The organism is Pseudoalteromonas sp. MMG022, assembly GCF_021654245.1.
In the GTDB taxonomy this organism is placed as follows: Bacteria; Pseudomonadota; Gammaproteobacteria; order Enterobacterales; family Alteromonadaceae; genus Pseudoalteromonas; species Pseudoalteromonas amylolytica.
Genome location: NZ_JAKFZQ010000012.1, coordinates 21,811 through 46,031, shown reverse-complemented (window position 1 = coordinate 46,031; position 24,221 = coordinate 21,811). Strand labels below are relative to the sequence as shown.

The 24,221-nt window shown below is 43.2% G+C and carries 23 protein-coding genes; 8 read left to right on the top strand and 15 right to left on the bottom strand.

Going from position 1 to position 24,221, the window contains the following annotated elements; genetic code table 11:
• The first annotated feature begins 91 nt into the window (after nt 1–91).
• Nucleotides 92–988, top strand: coding sequence for a mechanosensitive ion channel family protein (locus tag L1070_RS12250; protein WP_237125760.1), 897 nt, complete (start codon nt 92–94; stop codon nt 986–988).
• Nucleotides 989–1,202: 214 nt separating this feature from the next.
• On the opposite strand, the gene L1070_RS12245 is transcribed toward L1070_RS12250, so the two are convergent.
• The gene (locus L1070_RS12245; protein WP_237125759.1) at nt 1,203–1,784 is read right to left on the bottom strand and encodes an outer membrane beta-barrel protein; all 582 of its coding nucleotides are present in this window, start codon (nt 1,782–1,784) and stop codon (nt 1,203–1,205) included.
• 89 nt (nt 1,785–1,873) lie between these two features.
• The gene (locus L1070_RS12240; RefSeq protein WP_070986597.1) at nt 1,874–2,431 is read right to left on the bottom strand and encodes a BON domain-containing protein; all 558 of its coding nucleotides are present in this window, start codon (nt 2,429–2,431) and stop codon (nt 1,874–1,876) included.
• Nucleotides 2,432–2,904: 473 nt separating this feature from the next.
• Between L1070_RS12240 and L1070_RS12235 the strand changes: the two genes are divergently transcribed.
• Genes L1070_RS12235 through L1070_RS12225 form a run of 3 tightly spaced genes read left to right on the top strand, consistent with a single transcriptional unit; the run spans nt 2,905 to nt 3,749 of the window.
• A complete protein-coding gene (locus tag L1070_RS12235; RefSeq protein WP_070986596.1) occupies nt 2,905–3,351 on the top strand; it encodes a PA2169 family four-helix-bundle protein in 447 nt (148 codons plus the stop codon).
• Between the two features lie 25 nt (nt 3,352–3,376).
• Nucleotides 3,377–3,553: a DUF1328 family protein gene (locus L1070_RS12230; RefSeq protein ID WP_070986595.1), complete on the top strand. Its 177-nt coding sequence runs from the start codon at nt 3,377–3,379 to the stop codon at nt 3,551–3,553.
• 4 nt (nt 3,554–3,557) lie between these two features.
• Complete coding sequence (locus L1070_RS12225) at nt 3,558–3,749, top strand: hypothetical protein (protein WP_237125758.1); 192 nt, start codon at nt 3,558–3,560, stop codon at nt 3,747–3,749.
• A gap of 54 nt (nt 3,750–3,803) precedes the next feature.
• On the opposite strand, the gene L1070_RS12220 is transcribed toward L1070_RS12225, so the two are convergent.
• From L1070_RS12220 to L1070_RS12210, 3 genes are all read right to left on the bottom strand, one after another.
• The gene (locus tag L1070_RS12220; RefSeq protein ID WP_237125757.1) at nt 3,804–6,113 is read right to left on the bottom strand and encodes a TonB-dependent receptor; all 2,310 of its coding nucleotides are present in this window, start codon (nt 6,111–6,113) and stop codon (nt 3,804–3,806) included.
• A gap of 85 nt (nt 6,114–6,198) precedes the next feature.
• The gene (locus L1070_RS12215; RefSeq protein ID WP_237125756.1) at nt 6,199–6,894 is read right to left on the bottom strand and encodes an aspartate/glutamate racemase family protein; all 696 of its coding nucleotides are present in this window, start codon (nt 6,892–6,894) and stop codon (nt 6,199–6,201) included.
• An 8-nt stretch (nt 6,895–6,902) separates the two neighbouring features.
• The gene (locus tag L1070_RS12210) at nt 6,903–7,559 is read right to left on the bottom strand and encodes a glutathione S-transferase family protein (protein WP_070986591.1); all 657 of its coding nucleotides are present in this window, start codon (nt 7,557–7,559) and stop codon (nt 6,903–6,905) included.
• Between the two features lie 113 nt (nt 7,560–7,672).
• Between L1070_RS12210 and L1070_RS12205 the strand changes: the two genes are divergently transcribed.
• The gene (locus tag L1070_RS12205; RefSeq protein WP_083330581.1) at nt 7,673–8,566 is read left to right on the top strand and encodes a LysR family transcriptional regulator; all 894 of its coding nucleotides are present in this window, start codon (nt 7,673–7,675) and stop codon (nt 8,564–8,566) included.
• 34 nt (nt 8,567–8,600) lie between these two features.
• Here the strand turns inward: L1070_RS12205 and L1070_RS12200 are convergent, their stop codons facing one another.
• Genes L1070_RS12200 through L1070_RS12190 form a run of 3 tightly spaced genes read right to left on the bottom strand, consistent with a single transcriptional unit; the run spans nt 8,601 to nt 12,363 of the window.
• Nucleotides 8,601–9,293, bottom strand: coding sequence for a response regulator (locus L1070_RS12200; protein WP_070986590.1), 693 nt, complete (start codon nt 9,291–9,293; stop codon nt 8,601–8,603).
• Nucleotides 9,294–9,306: 13 nt separating this feature from the next.
• Complete coding sequence (locus tag L1070_RS12195; protein ID WP_237125755.1) at nt 9,307–10,842, bottom strand: ATP-binding protein; 1,536 nt, start codon at nt 10,840–10,842, stop codon at nt 9,307–9,309.
• Nucleotides 10,843–10,851: 9 nt separating this feature from the next.
• Nucleotides 10,852–12,363: a cytochrome c peroxidase gene (locus tag L1070_RS12190; protein WP_237125754.1), complete on the bottom strand. Its 1,512-nt coding sequence runs from the start codon at nt 12,361–12,363 to the stop codon at nt 10,852–10,854.
• A 380-nt stretch (nt 12,364–12,743) separates the two neighbouring features.
• Between L1070_RS12190 and L1070_RS12185 the strand changes: the two genes are divergently transcribed.
• Nucleotides 12,744–13,631: a LysR substrate-binding domain-containing protein gene (locus L1070_RS12185; protein WP_237125753.1), complete on the top strand. Its 888-nt coding sequence runs from the start codon at nt 12,744–12,746 to the stop codon at nt 13,629–13,631.
• Between the two features lie 9 nt (nt 13,632–13,640).
• On the opposite strand, the gene L1070_RS12180 is transcribed toward L1070_RS12185, so the two are convergent.
• On the bottom strand, nt 13,641–14,477 hold the full coding sequence (locus L1070_RS12180) for an SDR family NAD(P)-dependent oxidoreductase (protein WP_237125752.1): 837 nt from the start codon (nt 14,475–14,477) through the stop codon (nt 13,641–13,643).
• Nucleotides 14,478–14,516: 39 nt separating this feature from the next.
• Between L1070_RS12180 and L1070_RS12175 the strand changes: the two genes are divergently transcribed.
• Complete coding sequence (locus tag L1070_RS12175) at nt 14,517–15,011, top strand: hypothetical protein (RefSeq protein ID WP_237125751.1); 495 nt, start codon at nt 14,517–14,519, stop codon at nt 15,009–15,011.
• Here L1070_RS12175 and L1070_RS12170 read toward each other — a convergent pair.
• From L1070_RS12170 to L1070_RS12155, 4 genes are all read right to left on the bottom strand, one after another.
• Nucleotides 14,982–16,085 (bottom strand): GNAT family N-acetyltransferase/peptidase C39 family protein, encoded by a 1,104-nt coding sequence (locus L1070_RS12170; RefSeq protein WP_237125750.1) that lies wholly within the window; start codon nt 16,083–16,085, stop codon nt 14,982–14,984. The two genes, L1070_RS12175 and L1070_RS12170, sit on opposite strands and share 30 nt — an antisense overlap.
• Nucleotides 16,078–17,508, bottom strand: coding sequence for a RimK family protein (locus L1070_RS12165; protein ID WP_070986584.1), 1,431 nt, complete (start codon nt 17,506–17,508; stop codon nt 16,078–16,080). The genes L1070_RS12170 and L1070_RS12165 overlap by 8 nt, the downstream gene beginning before the upstream one ends.
• Before the next feature lie 238 nt (nt 17,509–17,746).
• Entirely contained in the window at nt 17,747–18,991 is a 1,245-nt protein-coding gene (locus L1070_RS12160) for a hybrid sensor histidine kinase/response regulator (protein WP_237125749.1), read from the bottom strand.
• Nucleotides 18,984–21,383 (bottom strand): response regulator, encoded by a 2,400-nt coding sequence (locus tag L1070_RS12155; RefSeq protein WP_237125748.1) that lies wholly within the window; start codon nt 21,381–21,383, stop codon nt 18,984–18,986. Before L1070_RS12155 ends, L1070_RS12160 begins: the two co-directional genes overlap by 8 nt.
• Nucleotides 21,384–21,639: 256 nt before the next feature.
• On the opposite strand from L1070_RS12155, the gene L1070_RS12150 reads away from it, so the two are divergent.
• Nucleotides 21,640–22,341: a hypothetical protein gene (locus L1070_RS12150; RefSeq protein WP_237125747.1), complete on the top strand. Its 702-nt coding sequence runs from the start codon at nt 21,640–21,642 to the stop codon at nt 22,339–22,341.
• Between the two features lie 8 nt (nt 22,342–22,349).
• Here the strand turns inward: L1070_RS12150 and L1070_RS12145 are convergent, their stop codons facing one another.
• Nucleotides 22,350–23,063 (bottom strand): Sir2 family NAD-dependent protein deacetylase, encoded by a 714-nt coding sequence (locus tag L1070_RS12145; RefSeq protein ID WP_237125746.1) that lies wholly within the window; start codon nt 23,061–23,063, stop codon nt 22,350–22,352.
• A gap of 11 nt (nt 23,064–23,074) precedes the next feature.
• Complete coding sequence (locus tag L1070_RS12140; RefSeq protein ID WP_237125745.1) at nt 23,075–23,983, bottom strand: DMT family transporter; 909 nt, start codon at nt 23,981–23,983, stop codon at nt 23,075–23,077.
• Nucleotides 23,984–24,221 lie beyond the last annotated feature (238 nt).

Below are 24,221 nucleotides of genomic sequence, written 5' to 3'. Positions count from 1 at the left end.
ACAACATGTTGTTTCAACTAACTTTTAATTAAGGGCTGGTTGGCATAATAACTGCGACACTGTACCTTTCAATTTAACACGGTGAAGCCATATGGATATTTTATCGTTAGAGAAGTTTTGGCAGCTCATACATGAAAAAGTAGAAGCTTGGGTTGAACTAAGCATTAAAAATGTACCCAACCTCATTGTTGCCATCATTATTTTTGTACTATTTCTTTTCTTATCCAGCCTAATTGCTAAGTGGTCACTCAAGCTACTCAAAAGGGCATCTAACTCTGTTCAAGTCGCAGGGTTACTAGCGGCAATCATTAAGCTGGTTGTAATAGCCATAGGCTTTTTCTTCGCTTTGGATATTATGGGGCTCTCTGGTGCGGTCGCGTCACTTTTAGCTGGTGCAGGAATTATTGGGCTTGCTATCGGTTTTGCATTTCAAGATATGACAGAAAACCTCATTGCGGGTGTCGTCATGGGGATACGTAAGCCGTTTAGGGTAGGTGATATCGTAGAAACAAGTGATACCTTTGGTACGGTTAAACAAATCAACCTGCGTAATACGCTAATCGAGAACTTCTATGGACAGCTTCATATAATCCCAAATAAAATACTTTTCAAACATGACCTTAAAAACTATTCGAGTACAGGTAAGAGGCGTATAGAGGTAGCCGTCGGTATATCTTATGCCGACGATATTGACAAAGCTCGAGATGTTATAGAAAAAGCGATTAATGAGCATGAGTTTGTTATAAACAAACAAGAAACCGCTGTCTATGCCAGCCACTTTGGTGATAGTGCAATAAATTTACTCGTTTGGTTTTGGATAGCATATCCAGGCAACGGGAACTTTATGGATATTCGTCACAAAGCCATTGTTACCATCAATAAGGCACTCAATGAGAACGATATCCTCATACCATTTCCTATTCGCACGCTTGATTTTAATGCTAAGGGTGGGAAGACCTTGCAGGATATGCAAAAGCATGATGAGTAATTTGACTCGCTAAAGAACGTTAAAAATGGCCTGATACCAAAGCCAAAGATTTTTAATCATTTAACACGCTTGCTATAAGTAAGGTTAACTTAAATACGTGCGCCTTTCCCTGTTGAACCTTGCGCTCTTTATTTAAATAAAAACACCGCTATGATAAATCACAGCGGTGAAAAACAACATGTAAACTGGGCACTATGTTTGGAATAATTGTACGTCAAAATACATATTCAACAGACAAAGATGCCACATCCATATTCGGGTCTATTCTATCATCCAGCTCGTAGCGCTCATACTCCAGTCGCATGTTTACATTGTTAGTCACAGCGAAGGCAACACCCGCACCATAAAACCAATCGCCGCCATCAAGTTCAGTACCAACCCTACCTACTTCTGGAATATTGGCATAAATATCAGCATTCCACTCAAGCCACCCTCCTTTTGCATAGAGTGAAAATCTATTACTGAGTGGCGCAGAAAAACGCGCAGCTAACGAGACACCATCAAGCTCTGCATTGCTATCGATATCACTAGCTTCATCAAAGTTTTGATAGGCAAGCTCAACACTAAAGTATTCATTTAGAGCCGTACCGATATAACCCTTTAACATCGACTCATCTTCATCAAAGCTGGTATCGTTTTCTCTGTCATCCCACTGAAACGAATACTGACCATAGCCAATACCGGCATACACCTTAGGCTCACCATTAAAATCAAAGTAATTGCCTTGTGCAGCAGATGCTACCCCACTCATTGCTAAAACCATAGACGCAGCGGTAATTGAAGCGAATTTACGCATAATAATTCCTTGTGTATTTATAGAAAGTTGTGAATTGAAATTTAGTGATAAAAAAAGCGCTCATAGGAGCGCTTTTAAGCATTGGGTAATTAAGATTCTTTAACGATTTTTAGCTCTGTATTAACATCACGTACGTCAGCTGTATTCTTCGCTATGGCTACAGCGAGCTGCTTCTCTGAAGAAGAAGCCACTTCCCCACGCAATGTTACTTCGCCGTTTTCAACATCAACTTCAATGTCGCTGGCATCAACATCCGTATCAAATAGAAAGCGTGTTTTAATCACGGTAGCTATTTTAGCGTCCGTAAATGTAGACTTATCCATATGGTTGCTTTTATCTTGCTGAGCGCTCTCAACGATGGTGATCTGGTTCTCAACCTCTTTTACTCCGTCGATCCCCTCAACGAGTTCTTCAGCGAGTTTTTTATCTACGCTACGCTCAACTTTACCAGTCAGGATAACTACCCCCCCCTTGACATCGGTGTTGATGTCAAAAGAATCTAGGTTCGTGTTAAATAGCAGCGTAGCTTCTGCTTTACCATCTATCCAAGCATCGCTTGCTTCTTTCTCCCACGTGTTATCTTTAGCGCTTGCTGAGGTTGCAGCCAAAGTTGAAGCCAATGCGATAGTAATCAATGTGCGTTTCATAATCATTCTCCTTAAATTATTTGGTCGAATTAGATGAAGCACAACGCATACCAAAAGTAAAACATCATATAAATCAAACAAATAAAAGAAAACCTTAGTTCTATATGCGCCTCTATTGCATTGAACATGAAATTTTTACAGGTAAAATATTCACGGCCTTTGTAACTTTTTGACAGGCTATGTCAAACAACTGCACTGTTATCCATCTACTTGCTATCACTAGACGTCGCAATACAGGCTCATTCGTTTTTTAAAGTACCAAGCTTACCCATCACACACTGTTATAAATCACATGAGTCACAATCATGCAAAAATTACGTGAAGTGATTACAACCATTAAGTAAAAATTACATCTTCCTAGTTAAAAACCCCATAACCACATGAAAATAAAGTAAAAACAATATGGCATAGGACATGCTTGATGATATTTGAACACGCAAAGTTTAATTTGTTGAAGATTAAGGAGAGAATATATGACGCATCCCAATCATGATTTAAGTACAGTTAAAGAACTGATCAAAGTACTAAATGCAGGCGTAGAGTTTTACACGCAAGCCAAGAAGAACATTGACAACCTTATACTGGCACGAATTTTTGAGAAAAATATTCTCGATAAGGCACAGGCCGTATCTGAGCTACAAAAATTCATAGTTGCCGATGAGGGTAAAATTGAAGATGACAACGCGTTAAGCGTTGAACTTCGAGAGTCCTATACTAAAGTCATTTCGCTTATTAGTACGGATAAAGAGCATACCTACCTTTCTCAGCTTGAAGAGGTCGAAGATAAAGTACTGAGAAAAATCGACAGAGCTTTAAAGCAAGACTTACCACCTAGCTGTACACTCGCCCTCAATCAAATCCGCTCGGTGATGCAGGCAAACCATGATGAGATGAAAGGCCTGAAAGAAACTACGGCTTAACAGCCTAAGTACAAAGGAGGTTCCCATGTTACGTTGGTCACTTATTTTTTTAGTACTTGCGCTTATTGCCGCTGTATTTGGTTTTGGTGGCATCGCGGGTGCAGCAGCTAGCATTGCGAAGATTTTGTTCTTTATCTTCGTTGCTTTTTTAGTGCTGTCATTTCTTCTGTCGTTAATAAATAAATCAAAAGGAACAAGGTGATATTATGAATAGCTTAAAAACATTGATACAAGTCTTTGGTGCAGCAACACTATTGACACTAGCTGGTTGCTCTGACGGCCCTGCCGAGGAAACAGGCGAAGAGGTTGATGAAATGGTCACTGACGCTCAAAACGCTGTCGAAGACGCTTGTGAAAACCTCAAAGAAGCAGCGAAAGCAGAAAACGAAAACTGTTAATAACACAAACTAAGCTCAAAAGTGCGCCCCCCGCCTTTTGAGCTTTTCAACGAGCTAAAAGCTGGCGGTGACGACAACTTCCCAATTACGGCCCACTTGTGGCAACACTGAATTGTAAAACCCTTGAGTGCGTGAAAGGTTACCATCAGCACTTGTAAATGCATTGCCCGAGTCGGCAGGTCCAAGCCCAGAATGATATATTTGACTATCAAATAGATTGTTAATTTTAACGTGAACACTGAGCCTATCACTGCGCCACGTCAAATTTAGGTTCGTTGTCAAATAGTCTCCAAGCTTAATTCCCTGTGCTCTTAATGGGTTTCTTAAGTAAAGGTGCCGAGAAGATACATAGTTAAACCGAGTATTTACACTCCATTGGGAAGTAACCGGCACATTAAAACCAATATTCAGTTTGTGTGGCGCTATATCACCCAAGGGCAATCGATACTCTTCGCATAGCGTGCTATCTTGCTTACAGGCTGCGCTGCCACTACCTATCCAACGGCCACGCTGATGATCATAGTTGATATAACTCGTAACATCAGTATAACTGTAGTTTATGTAACTGCTTATCTGAGCTGCGTCAAACCAGTGATTATCCATCTCATATTTAACACGCCACTCAATTCCTTTTACATCCCTTTTACCCGCATTATCCGCTTCTTCTTTTATTACGTTTTTATATTTACTATAAAAAGCTGACCAATCACTAAACCATGCCCCACTTTGATACATCCATATTAACGACAAGTCACGAACTTCTTCTGGCAACAAGTTAGGATTGGCATTGCGACCATTCCAGCCGCCATAGAGTTGAATGGGTGCAGGTTCTTGAAAAGCAGTGGCATAAATTATCTTAAATGTATTGCGTTCATTGTAATCATAAGTAGCCGCCACTCTGGGCTTGATGAATGTGCCATAGGTTGAATTATTATCCCAGCGAATGGCGCCACTTAACGACCAACCTGGCATTTTTAAACTAGCTCTAAAATATGCGCCTCTGTCTGTAGTTCGAATGAGATTAGACTCGTCCATTTCCCCCAACGCACCAAGTAGTACAGGCATGCTGCTGTCGGTGGAATAATATACCCCTTTGCCCAGTCCATAAGGTCCCAACTGTCCATCATCTTCTAATGAGCAGTACGCAGATGCCCAATACCCACAAATTTCATAAGCTTTGGTTAATTCCTTTCTTTCGTATTTAATTCCCGCAGCCAAATGTAATGAGTCTGAATATTGGTAGTCATAATCCTGACGAGCTTGCCAAGAGGAGTTAAACGAGTTCCAATCGGAAATGGTGACGAACGAATATTGGGAGTTTTCGCTGTTTTTATCAGGGCTTGCCTCAGCCCAATTACCGTATCTCTGTTCAGTGCGATAGCGCAAGAAGCTTTTCACTCCAAAGCCTGAAGAAAAAACATGATCGTATTCAAGGTAATACATGTTAGTTCTTTTACTCCAGGTAGCATTAGGCTGCCCCCTATCAAAACTAAACTGCACGCCATAGCCAGTGTGCGTGATCCAGTGGTTAACACCAGCGGTCAAGCCATCATAGCTTATCTCACCAAACACCCCTTGCTCTTGATTCTTTGAAACATATTCTCCGTATGGTACGCCATTATATTTATAGTTGAGTACAGGTCCCCAAAACCGCTCATCTGATAAATACTGCTCATTCGTAAAGTCCCAGGTCGCCATATCTTCAAGTTCAGGCCCATCACTTTCATAGACCTTTGCCGATAACCAATAACTTAGGCCTTGTTGCTTACCCAGTACCGTGAAATCTAACCCCTTCGAATCAAAATCAGCCATCTGAACTTGCATCGTTAAATGGTGCTCGTCACTCTCTAAGTCCTTGCCTTTTTGCGTAATGATATTGATCACTCCCAAAAAGGCATTGGGCCCATATACAGCACCAGCAGGGCCAGAAAGCACCTCTACACGTTCAATACCAGTAAGTGGGATCTGCCGATTAGCTGGAAAGTCGTGGCTCCACAGCCGGTTATTAATAATGCCATTAATCATAACCAATGTACGCTGTGCACTCGGAGTTCTATATCCCCTTTGATAAAAAGTCGTGTGTTCAGAACCGTACGAAGTACTGAGGTCGAATCCAGAAAAATCTGTAATGGCCTCGCTTAGGCTTGTATAACCACGCTGTTTGATTTGCTCTTTGGTGAGGACTTGAATGGAAGCGGGTGTATAGCGCAACTTCTCGGCTCGTTCAGAGCCGGACGTCACGGAAAGCTCCAGTAAGTCATTCAACGTAAGTGAGAAGATCTCTTGTTCGTCCTCCTGAGCTTGCAACAAACCTCCAAATATACTCGACACCCAGATACAACATACCGCTAGCCTCTTACTCACTTTTATATCACTATAAAAAATAAACGCATCATACAGTTATAGATGCGCTTGTATAACTTAGCAACATAAAAGCAAGTAAGGGGCGCTAGCTATTGTCACAGGCAAAGCTTACAGCCGCTTGTGCATGTATTTGTGTTGTGTCAAATAACGTCAGTTCACAATCTCGTTGATTGATAAGCAAACCTATCTCTGTGCATCCGAGTATTACCGCCTGAGCGCCTCTTTTATGTAATGCATTTATCAACGTTAGGTATTGTTGCTTTGAACTTGGATTAATTTGCCCAACACATAACTCTTGATAAATGACACCATCCACCATTTTCTGCTCGTCTTGATTTGGGACAATCACCTCTAAAGCGTGCTTGCTTAAATGCTCAGCATAGAATGGCTCTGACATGGTAAAACGCGTACCAAGCAGTGCGACGCGTTCAACGCTCCGTGCCTTTAGTGTCTGCGCGACCACATCCGCAACATGTATAATGGGCACAGACACATATTTTGTGAGCTGTGGGACCACTTTATGCATCGTATTGGTGCAAATTACAATACACTCGGCACCAGCACGCTCCAGCCCTGCGGCAGCTTGCCCTAATATCTGAGCACATGTTTGCCAATCGCCTGTACGTTGCAGCGCCTCTATTTCTGCAAAATTAACACTATGAAGCACGATTTTAGCGCTATTAAGTCCACCAAGATTGGCTTTCACACCTTCATTTATCAATCGATAATATGTAGCGGTAGACTCCCAGCTCATGCCCCCTAATAAACCTATTGTTTTCATTGTGCTTCCTACTCAAGTTCTGTTCCAGCTTCATCTATTGTAACGATGTCAGTTTCTTGTAAGGCTTCGTCTATCCACTTACCCAACACCGAGCAACTAAGCACCTTATCCATGTAAAGGCGAGCCTGCGAACTTACAACTATGCCATATGTTTGAAAGCGCATCACCACAGGCGCAAACATCGCATCTGCGATTGACCAATCGCCAAACAACCAACCTCCTTCGTCTGCATAATCTTTCATCTGCTCAGCCCAAATCTGCTCTATTCTAGCGATGTCCTTTTTGCAGGCATCGCTTATCGTTAAGCTGCGCTTGGCCCGAATATTCATCGGCATTTCATTGCGTAAGGCGCCAAATCCAGAGTGCATTTCGCATGCTACCGCTCGAGCCTTTGTCTTTTGACCCATTGACTCAGGCCACGCACGACCAGACAAATAAACATCGTTGATATACTCGCAAATAGCCAATGAGTCCCAAACATGAATGTCGTTGTCAATAATACTGGGAACTTTAAGGCTAGGTGTCACCGCTTTTAACGCTTCATAAAATGCAGGCGTTGCTAGTGGAAGTTTAATTTCTTCGAACTTTATGCCATTTTTTTCAAGCATTAACCATGCTCTTAGTGACCATGATGAATAGTTTTTATTACCTATATATAACTGCATTTTTATGTCTCCTTAGCGTGCGATGTCACGCAATTAAACCCAATAAAAACAGTTCTGACTAACGGATAATTTTGATATAACCTATAAGCATTACTGATAGGTTGGAGCAATTTTTGGACATTGATGCATTGAGAAGTTTTTTGGCGTTTGTTGAAACTGGCAGTTTTACCCGTGCCGCCAAACAAGTGAATCGCACACAATCAGCCATCAGCATGCAAATGAAAAAGCTAGAGCAAGACTTAAATAAATCATTGTTTCAAAAACAAGGTCGTTTACTTAATCTCTCTTACGATGGGCAAATATTTGCGCGCTACGCTAAACAACTATTGCAATTACACGATGAAACCTTGGCACAAATGAACGCTGTTAAGCCTAGCACGTTGCTTCGTCTAGGCTGCCCAGATGACTACGCGGAGTCTGTTTTACCTAAAGTTGTTCAATTACTTCATCAGCAATGGCCAAATCTAGATTTACAAATAACCTGTACACCCAGTAATAGAGTTAAAATTATGATCGATAGCGGCCATCTAGACTTAGCCATCATCACTCGCTCATCAGATTCTGAGGAAGGTTACTTGCTCGAATCAACTCAAGGCGTGTGGGTGTACAACCCCAAATGTGATGCGCACAACAAACAACCTTTGCCAATTGCTATTTTCCAGAGGGATTGCCGTTTTCATCAAGCTGCCATTGAAGGGTTACATAAACTCAATCGCGAGTTTACCATCATCGCTTGTAGTGGCAGTGCCAGTGCGCAACGCGGCATTGTGCGCAATGGTTTTGCGATTGGCGCGATGTCGGTATTGAGCAAAGGAAGCTTAAGCGTGCTTAGCGACAAAAGCCTGCCAATCTTACCCATTGCAGATGTGGTTTTGGTCAGAGCTAATAACCAACAAAACCCAGTATCGGACATTTTTTGCGCTAATATTGCGAAATGCTACACCAGCAATACTCACAACGCAATCCAAGACAACATCACCGACGTTAGCTTTCGAGTCGATATGTAACTCTTGCCAGCACTAAGTTGCTCAGCTCGCCTCGCTAATTATTCTGTGCTTCAAACTTGTAACCCGCTCCATAGATAGAGTGAATAAACTCATGCTCAGGTGCGATACTGTGCAGTTTTTTGCGAATTTTTTTGATATGACTGTCTATGGTTCGATCGCTGACAATATGGCTGTCTTCATAAATTTGATCCATCAGTGCATCTCGGCTATAAATGCGGCTAGGATGACCATACATTGCTTTGAGCAACATAAACTCGACATGTGTTAATGCCACTTTCGCACTTAAAAATGAGGCAAAAAGGGTTTCTTCATCCAATTTTAGTTTACTTTCCAACTCGGATATTTGCCCTTTTTGATTCAGCGCTACACGCCTCAGTATTGCTTTAACACGCGCAACGACCTCTTTGGGGCTATAGGGCTTACAAATATAATCATCTGCGCCAATTTCTAAGCCTAGCAATCTATCAACCTCTTCGACCCGAGCGGTGATCATCACAATAGGCACATTAGAATAGGCTCTAATTCGTTTGCAGATCTCAATACCATCCACATTGGGCAACATTAAGTCCAGTAGAATCAACGCAGGTTGCTGTTGTTTAAATGCTTCTTCTGCCAAAGCGCCATCAAGCACACAATGGCTAGTAAACTCTTCCTGCGCCAGGTATTTAGCTAGAATATCGGCCAGTTTTGGCTCGTCTTCTACAATTAAAATATGTTTGTTTGCCACACATTGTGTCCACTTAATGCCTCAATGTGATCATAATAGCGAGACCGCCCAGTTCACTCAAGTCTGCACTGATTTGACCATTGTGTGCCAGCACAATACTTTGGCAAATAGCCAGCCCTAACCCCGAGCCTCCAGCCTCACGACTGCGTGCCCCTTCCACACGATATAACCTGTCAAACAGCTTCTCAAGTTGGCCTGAAGATACGCCTGGCGCACTATCTTGCCAGCATATTTTTGTTTCACCATTATGCTGAGTGACTTTAACGTCAAGTGTTCCGGGGTGTTGTAATGACGAGTCAGTGTAGCGCAAGGTATTTTGCAGTAGGTTATCAAACAGTTGTCCCAAACGCTGTTCATCACAATCAAGTGCCAAGTCTTCACTACATTGTAATGTGCATACTAGGTGCTTGGTATCTATTTGATGGCGACTTTTCGCAAATGTACGCGACAGAATATCATGTAAATTGTGTGTCGCCATGTGATAAGTTAGTGCGCCACGATCGGATAACGATAATTGGTGTAAGTCATCCACCAATCGAGTCAGCCTTTGGATTTCTTCATGTAGCGACATTAATTGCTCGGGCGTACTGTCAATAATGCCATCAATCATCGCTTCCAACTCGGCACGAATAACCGCGATTGGTGTACGCAATTCATGGGAAATATCTGCTATCCATTGTTGTCTGGCCACTTGATTTTGCGCCAAGGTATCTGCCAAACGGTTCATATCTCGCGCTAACAGACCGAGTTCATCTTTGCTGCTGATATCAACTTGGGCACTGTAGTCCCCTTGAGTCAGCACCTTCGCGTTACGCCTTAATTGTACAATAGGTTTGACCATATATTTACTAAATGGCACAGCCAATACCACAGTAACTAACAAAGCAATCAACGCGATTATAATAAACTGCTGTTGCTGTTGCTTTGCAAAAAGCAGATCAAACTCGTTGCGGATCAACGCACTGCCCTCTACGCCCAAATAGGCAATCACTTGCTCCTGTTTGGGGTCATTTAGATGATCAGTTTTGTAAACTGGGAACCAAAACGTGTTTTTGGTATTTTGCGCACTGCCCATCAATAATTGACCATCAGCGTCTTTGAGTAACAAACGACGGTTTCCCGCCCTAGGTGGCGGTGGGCGGTGCTCTGATCGACGGCTAAACTCTTCATCAGCACGTGGTCTCGGACCATGCCCTTCATCGTGACGACGTGGCCTAGGAGGGCGAGTTTCTTTCCTTGGTGGTGGAGGCCGCCGTCCTTCATGGCTCTCAAAGCCATCTCCAGAGAGCCTTGATTGCTCATAATAAAAACGCACAAGGCTTTCCCAATCGTCTGACCCTCGATAAACCCATGCAAGGGAGCCATGCTTTTCATAAGTTTGCGCAACTTTGGCTATCACTTCCTGTAGCTGCACTCTAGAGGTATTTTCGATGTATGTAGAAAAACTTTTTTCAAACGCAAGTTTGTTTGCTGCATAAATAGCTAATACCAAAGCGGTATTAGCTATCAAAATAAGTAACAACAGTTTGACACGAATGGTCAGTTTCATAATGTTTGGTTATCCGCCCGTTCTGCGCGGCGCACGCAAGCGCAAATTGTCAGGGTCTGGTGTATGACGATTTGGGATCCAACGTCTCACGCACTCCCTGTCTTTGGCACACTTGTCTGTTAGCGCATGTAAAAATGCGACTAAGTCTTGCTGCTGTTGTGGCGCTAAATTTGCCGCCACAAATGGCGAAGTGCGCAACAAGCTCAAGGCCGCATCGGTGTTCTCTCTTGAGTGTTGATTGAGTGTCTCACACTGTGCGCTCAAGGCAAACTGCTTTAACCCACAAGCGCCACCACTTTGGAAAAATTGCTCCACGGTTTGCTCGGGGTTCGAATAATGACTAACCACCTGCGCTAGGCTTTCATATGCTCCAGCATGGCTATAGGGTGCAGTCAAAGCAACATTGATCAAGCTCGGTACTCGAAATGCAAACTGGTTGCGAGGCTGAGGATCAATGGCTGCACGACCGATGTCAGCATGGTTTTCATCAGTACCAATACCATATTGCGGAAATGCTAAATTGAAAAAGCCGTCGTTGGTAAATCTTTCACCGCTGTGACAATTTACACATCCAGCGCCCCCATCGGAGATCTGAGTGAAAAATAACTTAGCACCTTGCTTTTGTTGCTCTGTCAACGCGTTTAAGTCTCCTCGCACATAACGATGCCAATCCGTATCAACCATTACAAATGAAGACTGGTACTGTCCCAACGCAAAAGCAATATTATCAAATGTGATCAGCGATTGTGCATCGTCCTGTGAATTGAATGCTTCGCGAAATGCTTGTAACCAATCGTTAGTCGGGAGGCTCCCCTGCTCAGAGCCGTAATCACCAATACGCTCGGCTAGATGAGCACGCACTTGATCATTGGTGGTTGCCGTCTCAAAGGCTTGGCCTCGCATTTCTTCTCGTGATGTGACAGGAAAACGTGCCAAGGTGCTCACCAAAGTATTACCCGCCTGTTCGTCCGGTTGATTAAAACCAGAATCCGGCGTACTAATAAAGCTAATTTCATTACCTTGTTCATCGGTGGTAACAACACGCTCCACACGGCCATCCCAAAATAAAGAATGTGAGGCAAACCCACTGTTAAAAATTGTCGGTGAGTTTCGTGGTATATTTATCTCATCATTGATGGCCTGGCGACTTGGGCCAACGACATCACTGTCAACTGCATTAGTACCAATTGGCAATGACAGTCCATCCGCACCACCAAGTCGAGGGTCATGACAGCTGGCGCACGCTACCGTCTTTTCACCACCAAGTGCCTTGGTAAAAAACAGCTGCATGCCTAACTGTGCAATAGGATCTGAAATCCTGGGCAGCTGCTGCGCCCCCTCAACACGCCCCGTTAGGCCATGCTGTACTGCCAAGGCTGAAAGCTCTAGGTCTAATGGCGATGCGATTTGTTGCTGCCTTGGTGGATGCTTAGGCTTTGGCTTAGCTTCCAATGCTGATACTTGTAATGCGCTCAAAACTGCTGTCAGCACTATTGCCCGTGCAAACTTTACGTTGTTCATAGTGTCACTCCAAACCTTAATATGATTCCAGTGAAACATTGGCAAGTAAAAGTGCACCAAATGTGAAAGCTTGAATTTATTTTAACCAAGCCACATCCATGGAAACTTCAGCCTTACAGCTGATAAATTTCAACTAATAATTATTTTGTCTTTATCGCTTGGCCAAGTTGGAATTTCTGAGCAATTAAAGTTAACAATGACATCAGTTGTTTATGTTTAACTTGCTCTACATTGTTCGCTAAACCTGCGCTCCTTTCATGTTCTTTATGTGATCTCTGAGTCATATTGCTATTTCCTGTGATTATCAAACCATGTCATTATTGACAAAAAAGAACATTCTCTCGAACGATGATTTTTAACATCAACTATAAGATTAGCTTATGTATAAAGAATTAAATCATTTTACTGCACTGCGTTATGTAGAAGCGGCTGCGCGCCACCAAAGTTATAGTTTAGCTGCCCAAGAGCTGTACGTGACACAAGCCGCAGTAAGCCAACAAATTAGACTGTTAGAATCACATCTTGGCCGAAAGCTGTTCTATCGACAGGGTCGTACCATGCAACCGACTTCACAAGGAAAGCAACTTGCACAAGCTCTTTCTGATAGCTTTGAAAGTATTGCTGCCAGCGTAAAGCAGATAAGTTGTGAGCCTTTGGAGGGAGTACTCACGGTCACCACAACCCAGTCGTTCGCCTCGATGATCTTAATCCCCAATATGTGGCGCTTTGCGCAAGCCTACCCCCACATTGCCGTTCGTGTACTTGTTTCACCCGCTGTTGAAGATATCCGCCATACCGAAGTAGATGTCGCTATTCGCTATGGTCATTCGCAATTTCCCGATCTGGAACAGGAGGTTATCCTAGAGGATCAATTGGTTCCGCTTTGCTCCCCAACCTTCGCCCAACAAGCCAAGCTGAACGATATAGCCAACATGGCGCATTGTCAGTTGGTGTATTACACCTACAATGACTATTGGCAAAATTGGTTTAATAAAGCGGGTATTTCACGTTGTAGTGACAACAGTCAGTGGTTAGAAGTCAGCAACATGGATTTTGCGTTAGGGGCAGTAATAACAGGACATGGAGTATGTTTGGGCTCGCCAATGCAAGCCAAGCATTATCTAGAACAAGGCTTGCTAGTACAACCTTTCGACATCAGTTGCGAACCCAGCGTACGTTACAGCTTTCTATTCAATCCAGACTCACCACGCAGAGAAAGAATTTCAGAATTTAGAAACTGGCTAGTGGATTTATTGAACAAACCATGAATTCAGGTCTTACTTGCGCTGCATTTGGCGATACTTCGCTTTGTTCTTGGCACCAATGCGATAAAGTAACCCTCTGACACTACGGCGAAAACGAGGAAATAGATAACTGAATGTTGCCAGTTTACCACTGGCTTTTGGCATGGCTATCTCTGTTTTATCGGATTGGCTCAATCGGACGACCGCATCAGCGACTTGCTCAGCACTGCTCATGGGCTGTGAATAAACAATGTCTTCAACTTGATCAATTTCATCCATAATAAAACCCGTGTCGATTGGGCCTGGAGACACCACTGCAATATTTGTATGCTGACTAGCAAGCTCGTCATGTAAGGCATACGTGAAAGCCCTTAGACCTGCTTTAGTACCACTGTATGTGGCCGCCCCCTGTAACGGTGTAAGTCCAGCAAGCGAGCCAACCATCACCACTGCATTGGGCCCATCCGCTTGCATATGTTCTAGGACAAGCGACGTTAATACTAATGGCGCTCGTAAGTTAACATCGACCATCGCAGCCACTTGCTGAGCATGCAACTTGCAAAACTCACCACGATGATGCAACCCAGCGTTATTGACCAATACATTGATGTTGTTAAACTGCTCGACGGTTTGCGCGATAATACGCTCGCAATCTCCTAATGAGGCAACATCTGCTTGAACGAGCAAAACTTGACAGTTTGTATAGCTGGCTAATTGCATTTTTACCTGTTCAAGAGGCGCTAAGTTCCTTGCCACTAGCACCAGATTCACTCCTTGTGGGTAAGCGTTTGCGTAAGCATGAGCACAGGCCGCACCGACCCCTTTAGAAGCACCGGTGATAAGAATGGTTGGGTATGTATATTCTGTCATTGTGATTAATCTTTGTTATCCGTACTATAGCCACTATACATGTACAAGTTACAACCAGAAAGGGCCTATGGTTTGCCAAAGTTAGTTAAGTACTGTCTGCTATTTTGCGCCGCTATGGCAACCATCACCGCTTTGGCGCACCTCAGTTGTATATATTTAGGCGAGCAATGTTATCGCTCACAGCTCGCTCCTCCAGTCATTATTGAGTCTGCAATACAAGGGACATGGCTTGCGCCGGTGGCGAGTGTTTTTATATCTCTATTATTTTTACTATGTGGCATTTATGCACTCGCTGGTGCAAACATCATTCGGACCATACCATTACAAAGGCTGGCTTTACTCACGTTAGCAATACTTTGTACCTTAAGGGGACTGGCAGCTGTGCCATTGAGTGTCATCTATTGGCAACAAACCACGGGGTTTTCACTACTGGCAAGCTTGCTTTGGTTTTTATGCGGATGTGGGTTTGCTGTAGGCTGGTACTTTACTCGACCAGCCACAGAATTACATTGCAATCGCGATGGACGCTCGTAAACGGTTTTTACCAAACGTGGCCATTTTGTTGAATTCTTCAAGGCCAATGGGGACGTGTTGACAGTCAATGGACTGCTGAGATGAGTCCAGTTCGGGGTCGTGCACGTATACACAATGATCATCGATTGCTGTCACGCACACCCAATGTGGTGCCTTTTTTCCATCTAAACGATAGGTGCTAATTAACATCAGTACCCTATGGTTGCACTTCAGTAGCTTATGCAGCTGCTCTAACTCCAAAGGTTTATCATTAAGCTGACAACCCAGAGCATCTGCCTGTGACACAAATTCTTGATGGACAACGCTCATCACTTGTTTTTTATCATCACTTCTCACTCCCTCCAAAAACAGTGGGGTCAGCTGAGTTAAGAATACCTGGGCATTAAAACCTCGGTTAATGGCCGACAACGCCAAACCAATTGGATGGCAACCACCATGACCACTGGTCATAAAGATAGTGGTTGCTTCGCGCCAAATCGCCAACTCTTGCACTTGTGTTAGAGGCTGCTCAGAGTCAAGACTGTGCATCGCCATCATCAATGCAGCAGGGCCACAGGTAAAATCTGTGGTTTGTTTGTACCAAGGCACCTGTAGCTGTATGCCCTTACCGTCAAATCTGGCCACCCGCTTTTGCATACGTAACGCTTCGCTACCATCTCCATAATAATCGCTATAGGCACCAAACACTTGATAGCCCAGACTTTTATACAGCGATATTGCGGCTTTATTTAAAGCCGACACTTCTAATCGTAGATATGCTCGGCCACGGCGTTGTGTAAGCAACTCAAGTTCACTAAGCAACAGTTGTGCAATCCCTTGACCACGATAAGCGGGCAACACTGCCAGTGAATACAGTCGAGCCAAGCGCGTGCCCTTTAAACACCACACCAGTGCGTAGGCGACGACCGCATCATCACAGCATGCGACTAAAAATAAGCCATGCTTAGCGCCTACCCAGTGCCTTAAACTACGCACACTCAACCTATCGTTACTAAAACAACTTTGCTCTATTTTAGCCAGTTGCGCTAAATCGTCTGAATTGGCAAAACGCAGCGTAACCGCGTTGCTATTCATATTTCCCTCTCGCCTCTAAGCGCCTAACAAATTCTGCCATGATCAGCATATACAACTCATTGCCTAAATAGGCATCCTCTACTTTATGATCTATGCTTGGGTTGTCATTCACCTCAATAACATAGGCCTTGCCATTTACTTCTTTAATATCAACCCCATATAAACCATTGCCAATTACCTTACAAGCCTTTAGTGCAGCGGATAGTACCGCTCTTGGCACTTCAAAGGTCGGCAGTGTTTCAAAGCCACCAGAACTAAAGCGTTTCGAATCGTGGTTATATATTTGCCAGTGATTTCTAGCCATGTGGTAGCGACAAGCATAAATTGCCCGACCATTAAGTACCCCAATACGCCAGTCAAAATCGGTATATAAATACTCTTGCACAAGTACCAGCGCACTCTCTGCCAATAGCTCTTCCAATCGCTCTATAAGCTGTTGGCGCTCTTTAACTTTGTAAACACCACGAGAAAATGAGCCTTCAGGCATCTTTAACACCATGGGGTAACTAAATAGCTGCTCTAACTGCATGAGAGTGTGCTCGCTCGCATCACTGACAACCTGAGTCTTCAATGTCGGTACTTTGTTGTAACTAAACGCATCATGCAAATACACTTTGTTGCAGCAACGCAAAATGGATGTTGCATCATCCATCACCACCACACCTGCACCCTCCGCCTTACTCGCTAGCCGATAAGTTACATGATCAATAGCGGTTGTTTGGCGAATAAATAACGCGTCATATTGATTGATATCATCAAGGGTGTGAATGGTTTTCACCTGTGCATGAATGCCATTTTTACGAGCCGCTTTCACAAACTTAGCAATCGCATCGTCATCACTTGGCGGTGAAGGCTCTTGTGGGTCAACCAAAATCGCCATTTCCCAACGAGCATGTTGCTGCTTATTACCGAGTCGCCAAACAGATTCACTCAACTTCGCCATCGCGCTAAATAAGTATGATTTTTGCGCTTCATCTAACTGAGTGATTGAGCCTTGCTCCACAATCAGACGATTTTCAGTCATTAAACGAATACATAGTAACGGTGCCGCAAAACGCTTGTACAAAGTCGCGGCCACAACCTCTAATGCTACAACGTCTGTTTGTCCAAAAAACACCCACTGGGGTTTTTGTTCAAGCGCTTTTCGCTGAGCTGCCGTCAAAGAAAAGTCTAAATGTTCCGTGCGCAATGCATTAATGGTTTTCACCGTCGGCAACACGACATGCTTACGCGCTTCCGCCAACAGTGAACAATAATAGCCCTTGCTCAAATATTGCCCAGTATCACAAAGATTGATGATGCGTGTTTTCGGTTCATCACGCTTTGGGTAATCTTGCAGGTATTGTTCAAAACTTAGCACATTGGCTAAACCAAACTCAGCTGCGGTTTGCTCAGATTCAACCACAATCAAAGTTTTTAACATGATAATTCCTAATCATTAGAGTCATTAATCGTGACGTATCAATTACGCTTTGTTGACACATCACAGCATCGTGCAACTAAGCACTGCGCGATTTATAAAACTAAAATACCCCACTGACTAGTGAGTTATTTTTATCTACACGATGAGAATCTTTAGGAGTGAGTACTTAAAGCTTTTACTACCTAATTGCTACTTCTGTGGGCTACGTCAGTAACCAAACAAAAAAATATGACTCTAGCTAACTTTGTTCATGCACAGCCATGTGTTGAGGTAAGGTGATACAAAAATGCGTTCCTTTTCCAATTTGGCTGCTGACCTCTATATGACCCTGTAAGCTTTTTTCTACCAAGTTTTTCACTATATATAATCCAAGTCCGCTACCACCTTGGCCAATGCGAGTGGAAAAGTATTTATCAAATATCTTATTTAGCCTATCAGTGTCCATGCCTCGTCCATCATCTTTAATGCTTAACGTAATTTGTTGGTTTTGATGACTCACATCGATATAAATGTGACCCGCAGTGCTTTGCGAAAATGCGTGAATGAGGGCATTGTTAATCAGGTTAATCAATATTTGCGACAGCGCCCCAGCGTCAGATGTGATCTGTAAAGCCGTTGGACAAGTAATTTGTACCTCATGGGGTAAGCGTTTGAGTTTGGGGTGTAGAACTCTTTGAATATCATATAAATAATCTAATAAATTAAACTCTGTGATGGCACCGCTAAACTCTCCCACGACAATATGCTTAAAACTGTTTATAAGATTCATTGCGTTACTTAAGTTTGAAAGTACAATGTCATAGCTTTGCGCTGAATTATCAATAAATGCCTGTAAATCACTCTTGGCCAAGGTTTGCTGTTGAACTTTCTGGTTTAACTCCCGCTGCTTATCATCCAAATGTGTAATTGCTGTGCTTATCACACTGAGCGGCGTACCAAGCTCGTGCGTGAGCTCCCCCACCAGCTCACCTAAATGGCTAAATTGCTGAGATGCCTCTAACTGTTGTTCTTTTAGCTTAGATAATTTCTCAAGCTCTAGTGTTTTATCGCGAAGTGTGGAAATCAACTCGTCTCGTAAGTTTATCAGCGCCTGCAACTGCAAATGGGTTGACACCCGCGCTAACAATTCTTCCTGTCGAATCGGTTTGGTGACATAATCGACCGCCCCCACATTAAACGCCTCTACAATATCGCTTAGTTCTGCTTTACCGGTAACAAAAATCACAGGAACATCTTTAACCTTGTCAAGCGACTTGAGTCGTCTACAGGTCTCAAACCCGTCAATCCCCGGCATCATCACGTCTAGTAATATTAGGTGTGGTAAAAAGATAGTGGCGATATTAATAGCCTCTTTACCTGAGGTAGCAAAAGCGACTTCATATCCCTGCGCTTCTAAAAAACCCGTAAGCAGTTCTAGGTTTTCAGCTTTATCATCGACTATCAATATCTTGCAATTGTTGAGTGATGCCAAATCATCATTCATCTTGCACCTCGTCCAGTGCGGTGATAAACCCCGCCATATCAAACTTACTTATAAAGTTAGCTAAATATTGAGTAAGTTGCTTGTTATTTGGCTGCTGTTGCTCTATTTCCTGCAATATTTGTTTAATTTTCGAGGTGCCATTGATCTGTGCGCACGACAGCAACTGCGCTCGTTGAGCTTTTGGTAAGGTAAAGTCAGATAGCTCTATACTCTTAACCTGCTGATTAGCTTGTGCCTGTGCACTATCAAGCTCACTTGACTCAAAGTGTTCAGGAAAAAAGCGCACAAGCGAGTCAAATATCTGCTCTATGGTATAAGGCTTGCCAATAAATTCGTCAAAACCAATGCTTAAGTAATGCTGTACCTCGTGATGTAAACTAAACGCAGAAATGGCTACGCATTTTAAATCGCTGAGCTTTAGATCATTGCGAATGATTTGCACTGCTTCATCACCCCGCATTACTGGCATCAACAAATCTAGGAAAACAATATCAAATGGCTGATGTTTTATTTTCTCAAGCGCCTGGCTGCCGTCTTCAGCATATTCAACCTCAATACCACAGGACAGTAACGTTTGGCCTAATATTTCTCGATTATAGGCAACATCATCCACACACAGTGCACGCAGTTTTTTACCAGCGCGCAATGACAGCTGAGTGAGCTCTGTTGTTTTTCGCTGGTTGATATCCATTTTAGCGGGTGGCAGTTGGATACTAAAAGAAAAACAGCTTCCCTCTCCTTGTTCAGAGGATACGTTAAGCTTACCGCCCAGAAGCGCTACCTGCTTGCTCGAAATACACAGCCCAAGCCCAGTTCCACCTTTTTCCACACCCGCACTGCCCTGTGTGAAGCTGGTGAATAAATTACTCAACTCCTGCTTAGATATACCCGGTCCGGTGTCGTGTACTTCAAAATGATAGACGTCATCATCGCTTTGTGAATGTACCAACCTAACTTCGCCGCTGTCTGTAAATTTAACAGCATTTCCTAATAAGTTGATCAATATTTGTCGTAGTTTTCCCTGATCACCGTGTACAGAAATTTTGCCATGAACATTATTTTCCAAACGCCATGCCAATTGCTTTTGCTCACATTTGAGCTTAAACATGCTACTGAGGTCTTCAAGTAAGCCACTGAGTTCAAAATCACCAGAGTTCAGTTGCATAGATCCCGCTTCAATCTTCGAGATATCCAGTACATCATTAATAATATCAAGGAGGTGATGTCCTGCCCTGATGATTTTACTCATCGTTTGTTTATGGCTTTGAGACAAGTCTTTGGCTCTTTCCATAAGCTGAGCAAACCCTAAAATAGCATTCAGTGGTGTACGTATCTCATGACTCATATTGGATAAAAACATAGACTTTGCTAGATTTGCCTGCTCCGCCCGCTCTCTTGCTTTGGTCAGCTCGGCTGTACGCTCAGCAACTTGATTTTCTAAATCAATATTGCTATCGCTCAACCTAAGCTGCAATTTGGCATTGCGCCAAGCTATTTCTACATTTTGCCCGAGGCTTAGCAGTAATAGCTCTTCTTGTTCATCAATGGTGTTAAGGTACTGGGCGACGACAAATACAGGCACACCATCTTGCCTGTCTCCCACATATAAAATCGCAAAGTTCTCCATGACCACACTGCGGTAAAAATGTGTGTCGAAACTACCAATAAATACATCTAGTATATGTTTTGGAATTTCTAACAACTCTCCTTGTGGTAACACCACATCCAATTTATCTGCTCGGACATCTAGTTGTGCGATAAACACAGTGACAGGGCTAGGTTCAAACTGTTGGCTTAAAGGCAGAGTTTCCACGATAGATTGAAATGCTTTGACTTCAAATTCAACCAGTTCACAGTCCCCAAGCAATGAATTAGTACAGCGAATGATTTTGTCTAACCCCGACTGTACATGTTCCGCCTTTTCTAAGTGCTGATAGGTGCGCAGGGCAACGATCACTGCGGCTTTGAGTTTACTGCTGGTTAGTTCTGTTTTGGTTTTATAATCATTGATATCATAATCTCGGGTGATGTCAGACTCTGGCGCCATACCCGGCTGGCCAGTTCGTAAAATGATCCTGACCTTGGCATTTTGGGCACTTTGGCGTACATACTTGGCAAAGTCCAACCCTGCTTCGGCGGTTTCCATCACAACATCGAGTAAAATCAACGCGGTATCGTCATGTTCGCTCAATACCTCTTTGGCCTGCTGGCCACTGTAGGCATGTAGGAATGCAATGCCACGACCATCAAACTTCATTTGTGCCAAAACTAGCTTCGATATTTGGTGAATATCCTCCTCATCATCCACTATCAGCACTTTCCATGGGGGTTTTACGACAATGTCTTCAGGCTCTTCTTCACCGCTAAATAAAATTGAATCATCATCAAACATATGACTACTCTTTGGGCGATCCAAGCTTTAAGTGTAGTGAACAAATGAGAAAAGCGAATAGTTTTATTCCAAACAGCATATTGTTACAAAATACTTAAAGAACTAACATCGTGGTTTTTATCGCTGAGAACTAACTTTTGTAGAGCACGCGTTATGCCTCAAGCAGTACATCAACCACAAGGCGTTTATAAGTCTCCCTTTTTAAAACATTTTATTCTACACTGAAGCTAACAAATCATAGTGTGGTGACAATAGAATGGGTCAGCAAGAATCGGTTATAAAGTTGGTAGAACTAATCAAACACCAAGATGCGCAAGCACTCGTTGAGTTTTATCAGCAAAGCAACAACAGTGATAACATTGCCCAACTCAAATACTTGTATCAACAGGCCCAGAGTGATCAGTCGCTTTATCAGTTTTTTCAAGATTTGGTTAGCACACTATTTGAAAAAAAGCCCATTCCCAAACCGCTGATTGCAGGTATTAACGATCTAGATAAGCTGACATTTTTTACACCCGCTCTAAGTGCCAGCGAAGGCTTTGATCAACAAAATGAACATGGTAATACCATACTACATGCACTGCTAGGGCACTCACACCCTACGCCACCACCTTTTAACTACATTCGTTCACTCATGCTGTTTGAGCGGAATGAATCTCTGGCGAAGGCACTGGCATGTAAAAACAATCAACAACTGATGCCGATGGAATGCTACTTAGCCTATAACCCCTGTTTTGACACACTGCCAGCCCATGAGTTGACCGCTGCGCTTGCTTTACTGGAGGCGCAAATCAAACAGCAAAACAGTCAGGCAAGTACTTTGGTGCAGATCTGTAAACATTTGAAAAAAAGCGCTAACTTTGCAAAGTTAGACAGCAATAATCACCGTATATTACTACTCGGGGCGGCGTTTGAATACGCCAACGAAGAAGTAATGACCTTAGTGGGCTCGCAATAAACACTTAGTTAGCGTTTAATATATTGTGATGCAGGCATCGCATAGTAGGTCACTTTATCGTACACGATGTGCGCCGGCACAGGGTCAACCACCTCAACTTCAATTTGGTTATACCGGGCTATTTCAAGTGCTATTTGTGTGATATTGACACTAAACGACGTGCCGATAAAAACGATTTTGTCTGCTGCTATCATCATCTCTTGGGCACGACTGATATTATATAAATCGGTATAATACTCATCAAAGAGCAATACATAGGGCTTGAGCGATTCATTGATCTGAGGGCCAAATTGTCCAATTTTAAAAATATCCAATAGCGACGCTTTAAGGTTATTTTCATCCACCTCGTGCCAAGGTGCAGGCTCTAGTGATACAGGGTCACCTTGGTTGTGAAACAAAGTCACTTTATCTATGCGTCCGTGTACCGAGATATAATTCATATTTCCCGCTTTAGCGTCTAACCCATCAATGTTTTGAGTTATCAATGTTTTGTCAGCTAACCAAGCGTGCACCTCATTTGGGCCGTGATCACGATAAGTAACAAAGCGCTTATAGTACCAACTCAAAAACTCACCAGGGTTATGTTCATACATTGCCCGAGTAGCCATTTGCTTCGGTGTATAATTACGGCTACCGATAGTCCAAAATCCATCTTCTCCCCTAAAGGTGGGGATGCCACTTTGTGCGCTGACTCCCGCCCCTGTAATGTATAAAGTGTTCATATGCTTTTCATCTACCTATCGCTTTTGGCTTGATCACATTGCGGTGTGAACCATTTAAGCTGCTCACCAAATTGGAACAACGCCAAACTCGAAATAATAATTACCGCACCAAGCAGCAAGCTGCCAGTTATCACCTCATTATTGAGCCATGCTCCCAAAGCGATAGCAAACCCAGGTGTAATTAATGTCGTAAGCGCCACAGTGCTTGCGGGCAGTTTTTGCAAAACATGAAAGTAAGCTAAAAACCCAAGTAGTGAACCAACCACACCCAAATATACAGTTGACCAAACCGACTTCATTTGCCATTGCTCAATCGCCAAGGTGCCATCAATCATCCACCATACAAGCGCAAACATGGGGGTCACAAATAACAATGCCCCGAAAGTCGTTGCCATTGGGTGAATCGCAACTTTAACACGTTTGATAAGCACTCCGCTGAGACTAAAACAACATACAGCCAAAAAAACCAGGCATAAGCCCTTTGGCGCTAAGTCCAATTGCTGGATCTGTGCAGCACATATCAAGTACAAACCACACAGTGCGAGCAGCAAAGCAAATACTTTAATGGGTGTAAATTTAGCTTCACCGAGCAGCTTTTGAGCAAGCAATCCAGAAAGTATGGGGGCTATCCCGAATATTAGGGAGATCACACCTGATGGCACGCTTTGCGCAGCCATATAGCTCAGCAGCATACCACCAAAAATACCTAAGGCTGAGTACATATACAGCGTGCAAGCACGTCGATGCCAAGGCACACGGATATTACCTATTGCAACAACCAGCCCAGCAAGTATTAGCGCAATTGACATACGCATTAAAACACTCAATGTTGGTGCAATTGTTTCACTGCTCCAAACGATCCCCAGTGGAGTCGTTGACCACACTAAGATCACAAACAAATAGGATGCCTGAACGGGCATAATCTATATCCTTGTCAGTTTGGACGATAAAAGGGAAAAAATTGGAGGCTAACCGCTTTTATCATCGCGGTTAGAAAAAATAATTAACCGCAGAGCACAAACACGCGCACAACAACGTTATTTCGTTGCCATGTTGTCAGGTTTGTCAGATGCGTTAATTGGGTCATGAAAGTATAAGAATTCAAAAGATTAATGAGTCTATAGTTGTATCAAATCAAGGAAATAAGTCAATTCAAAA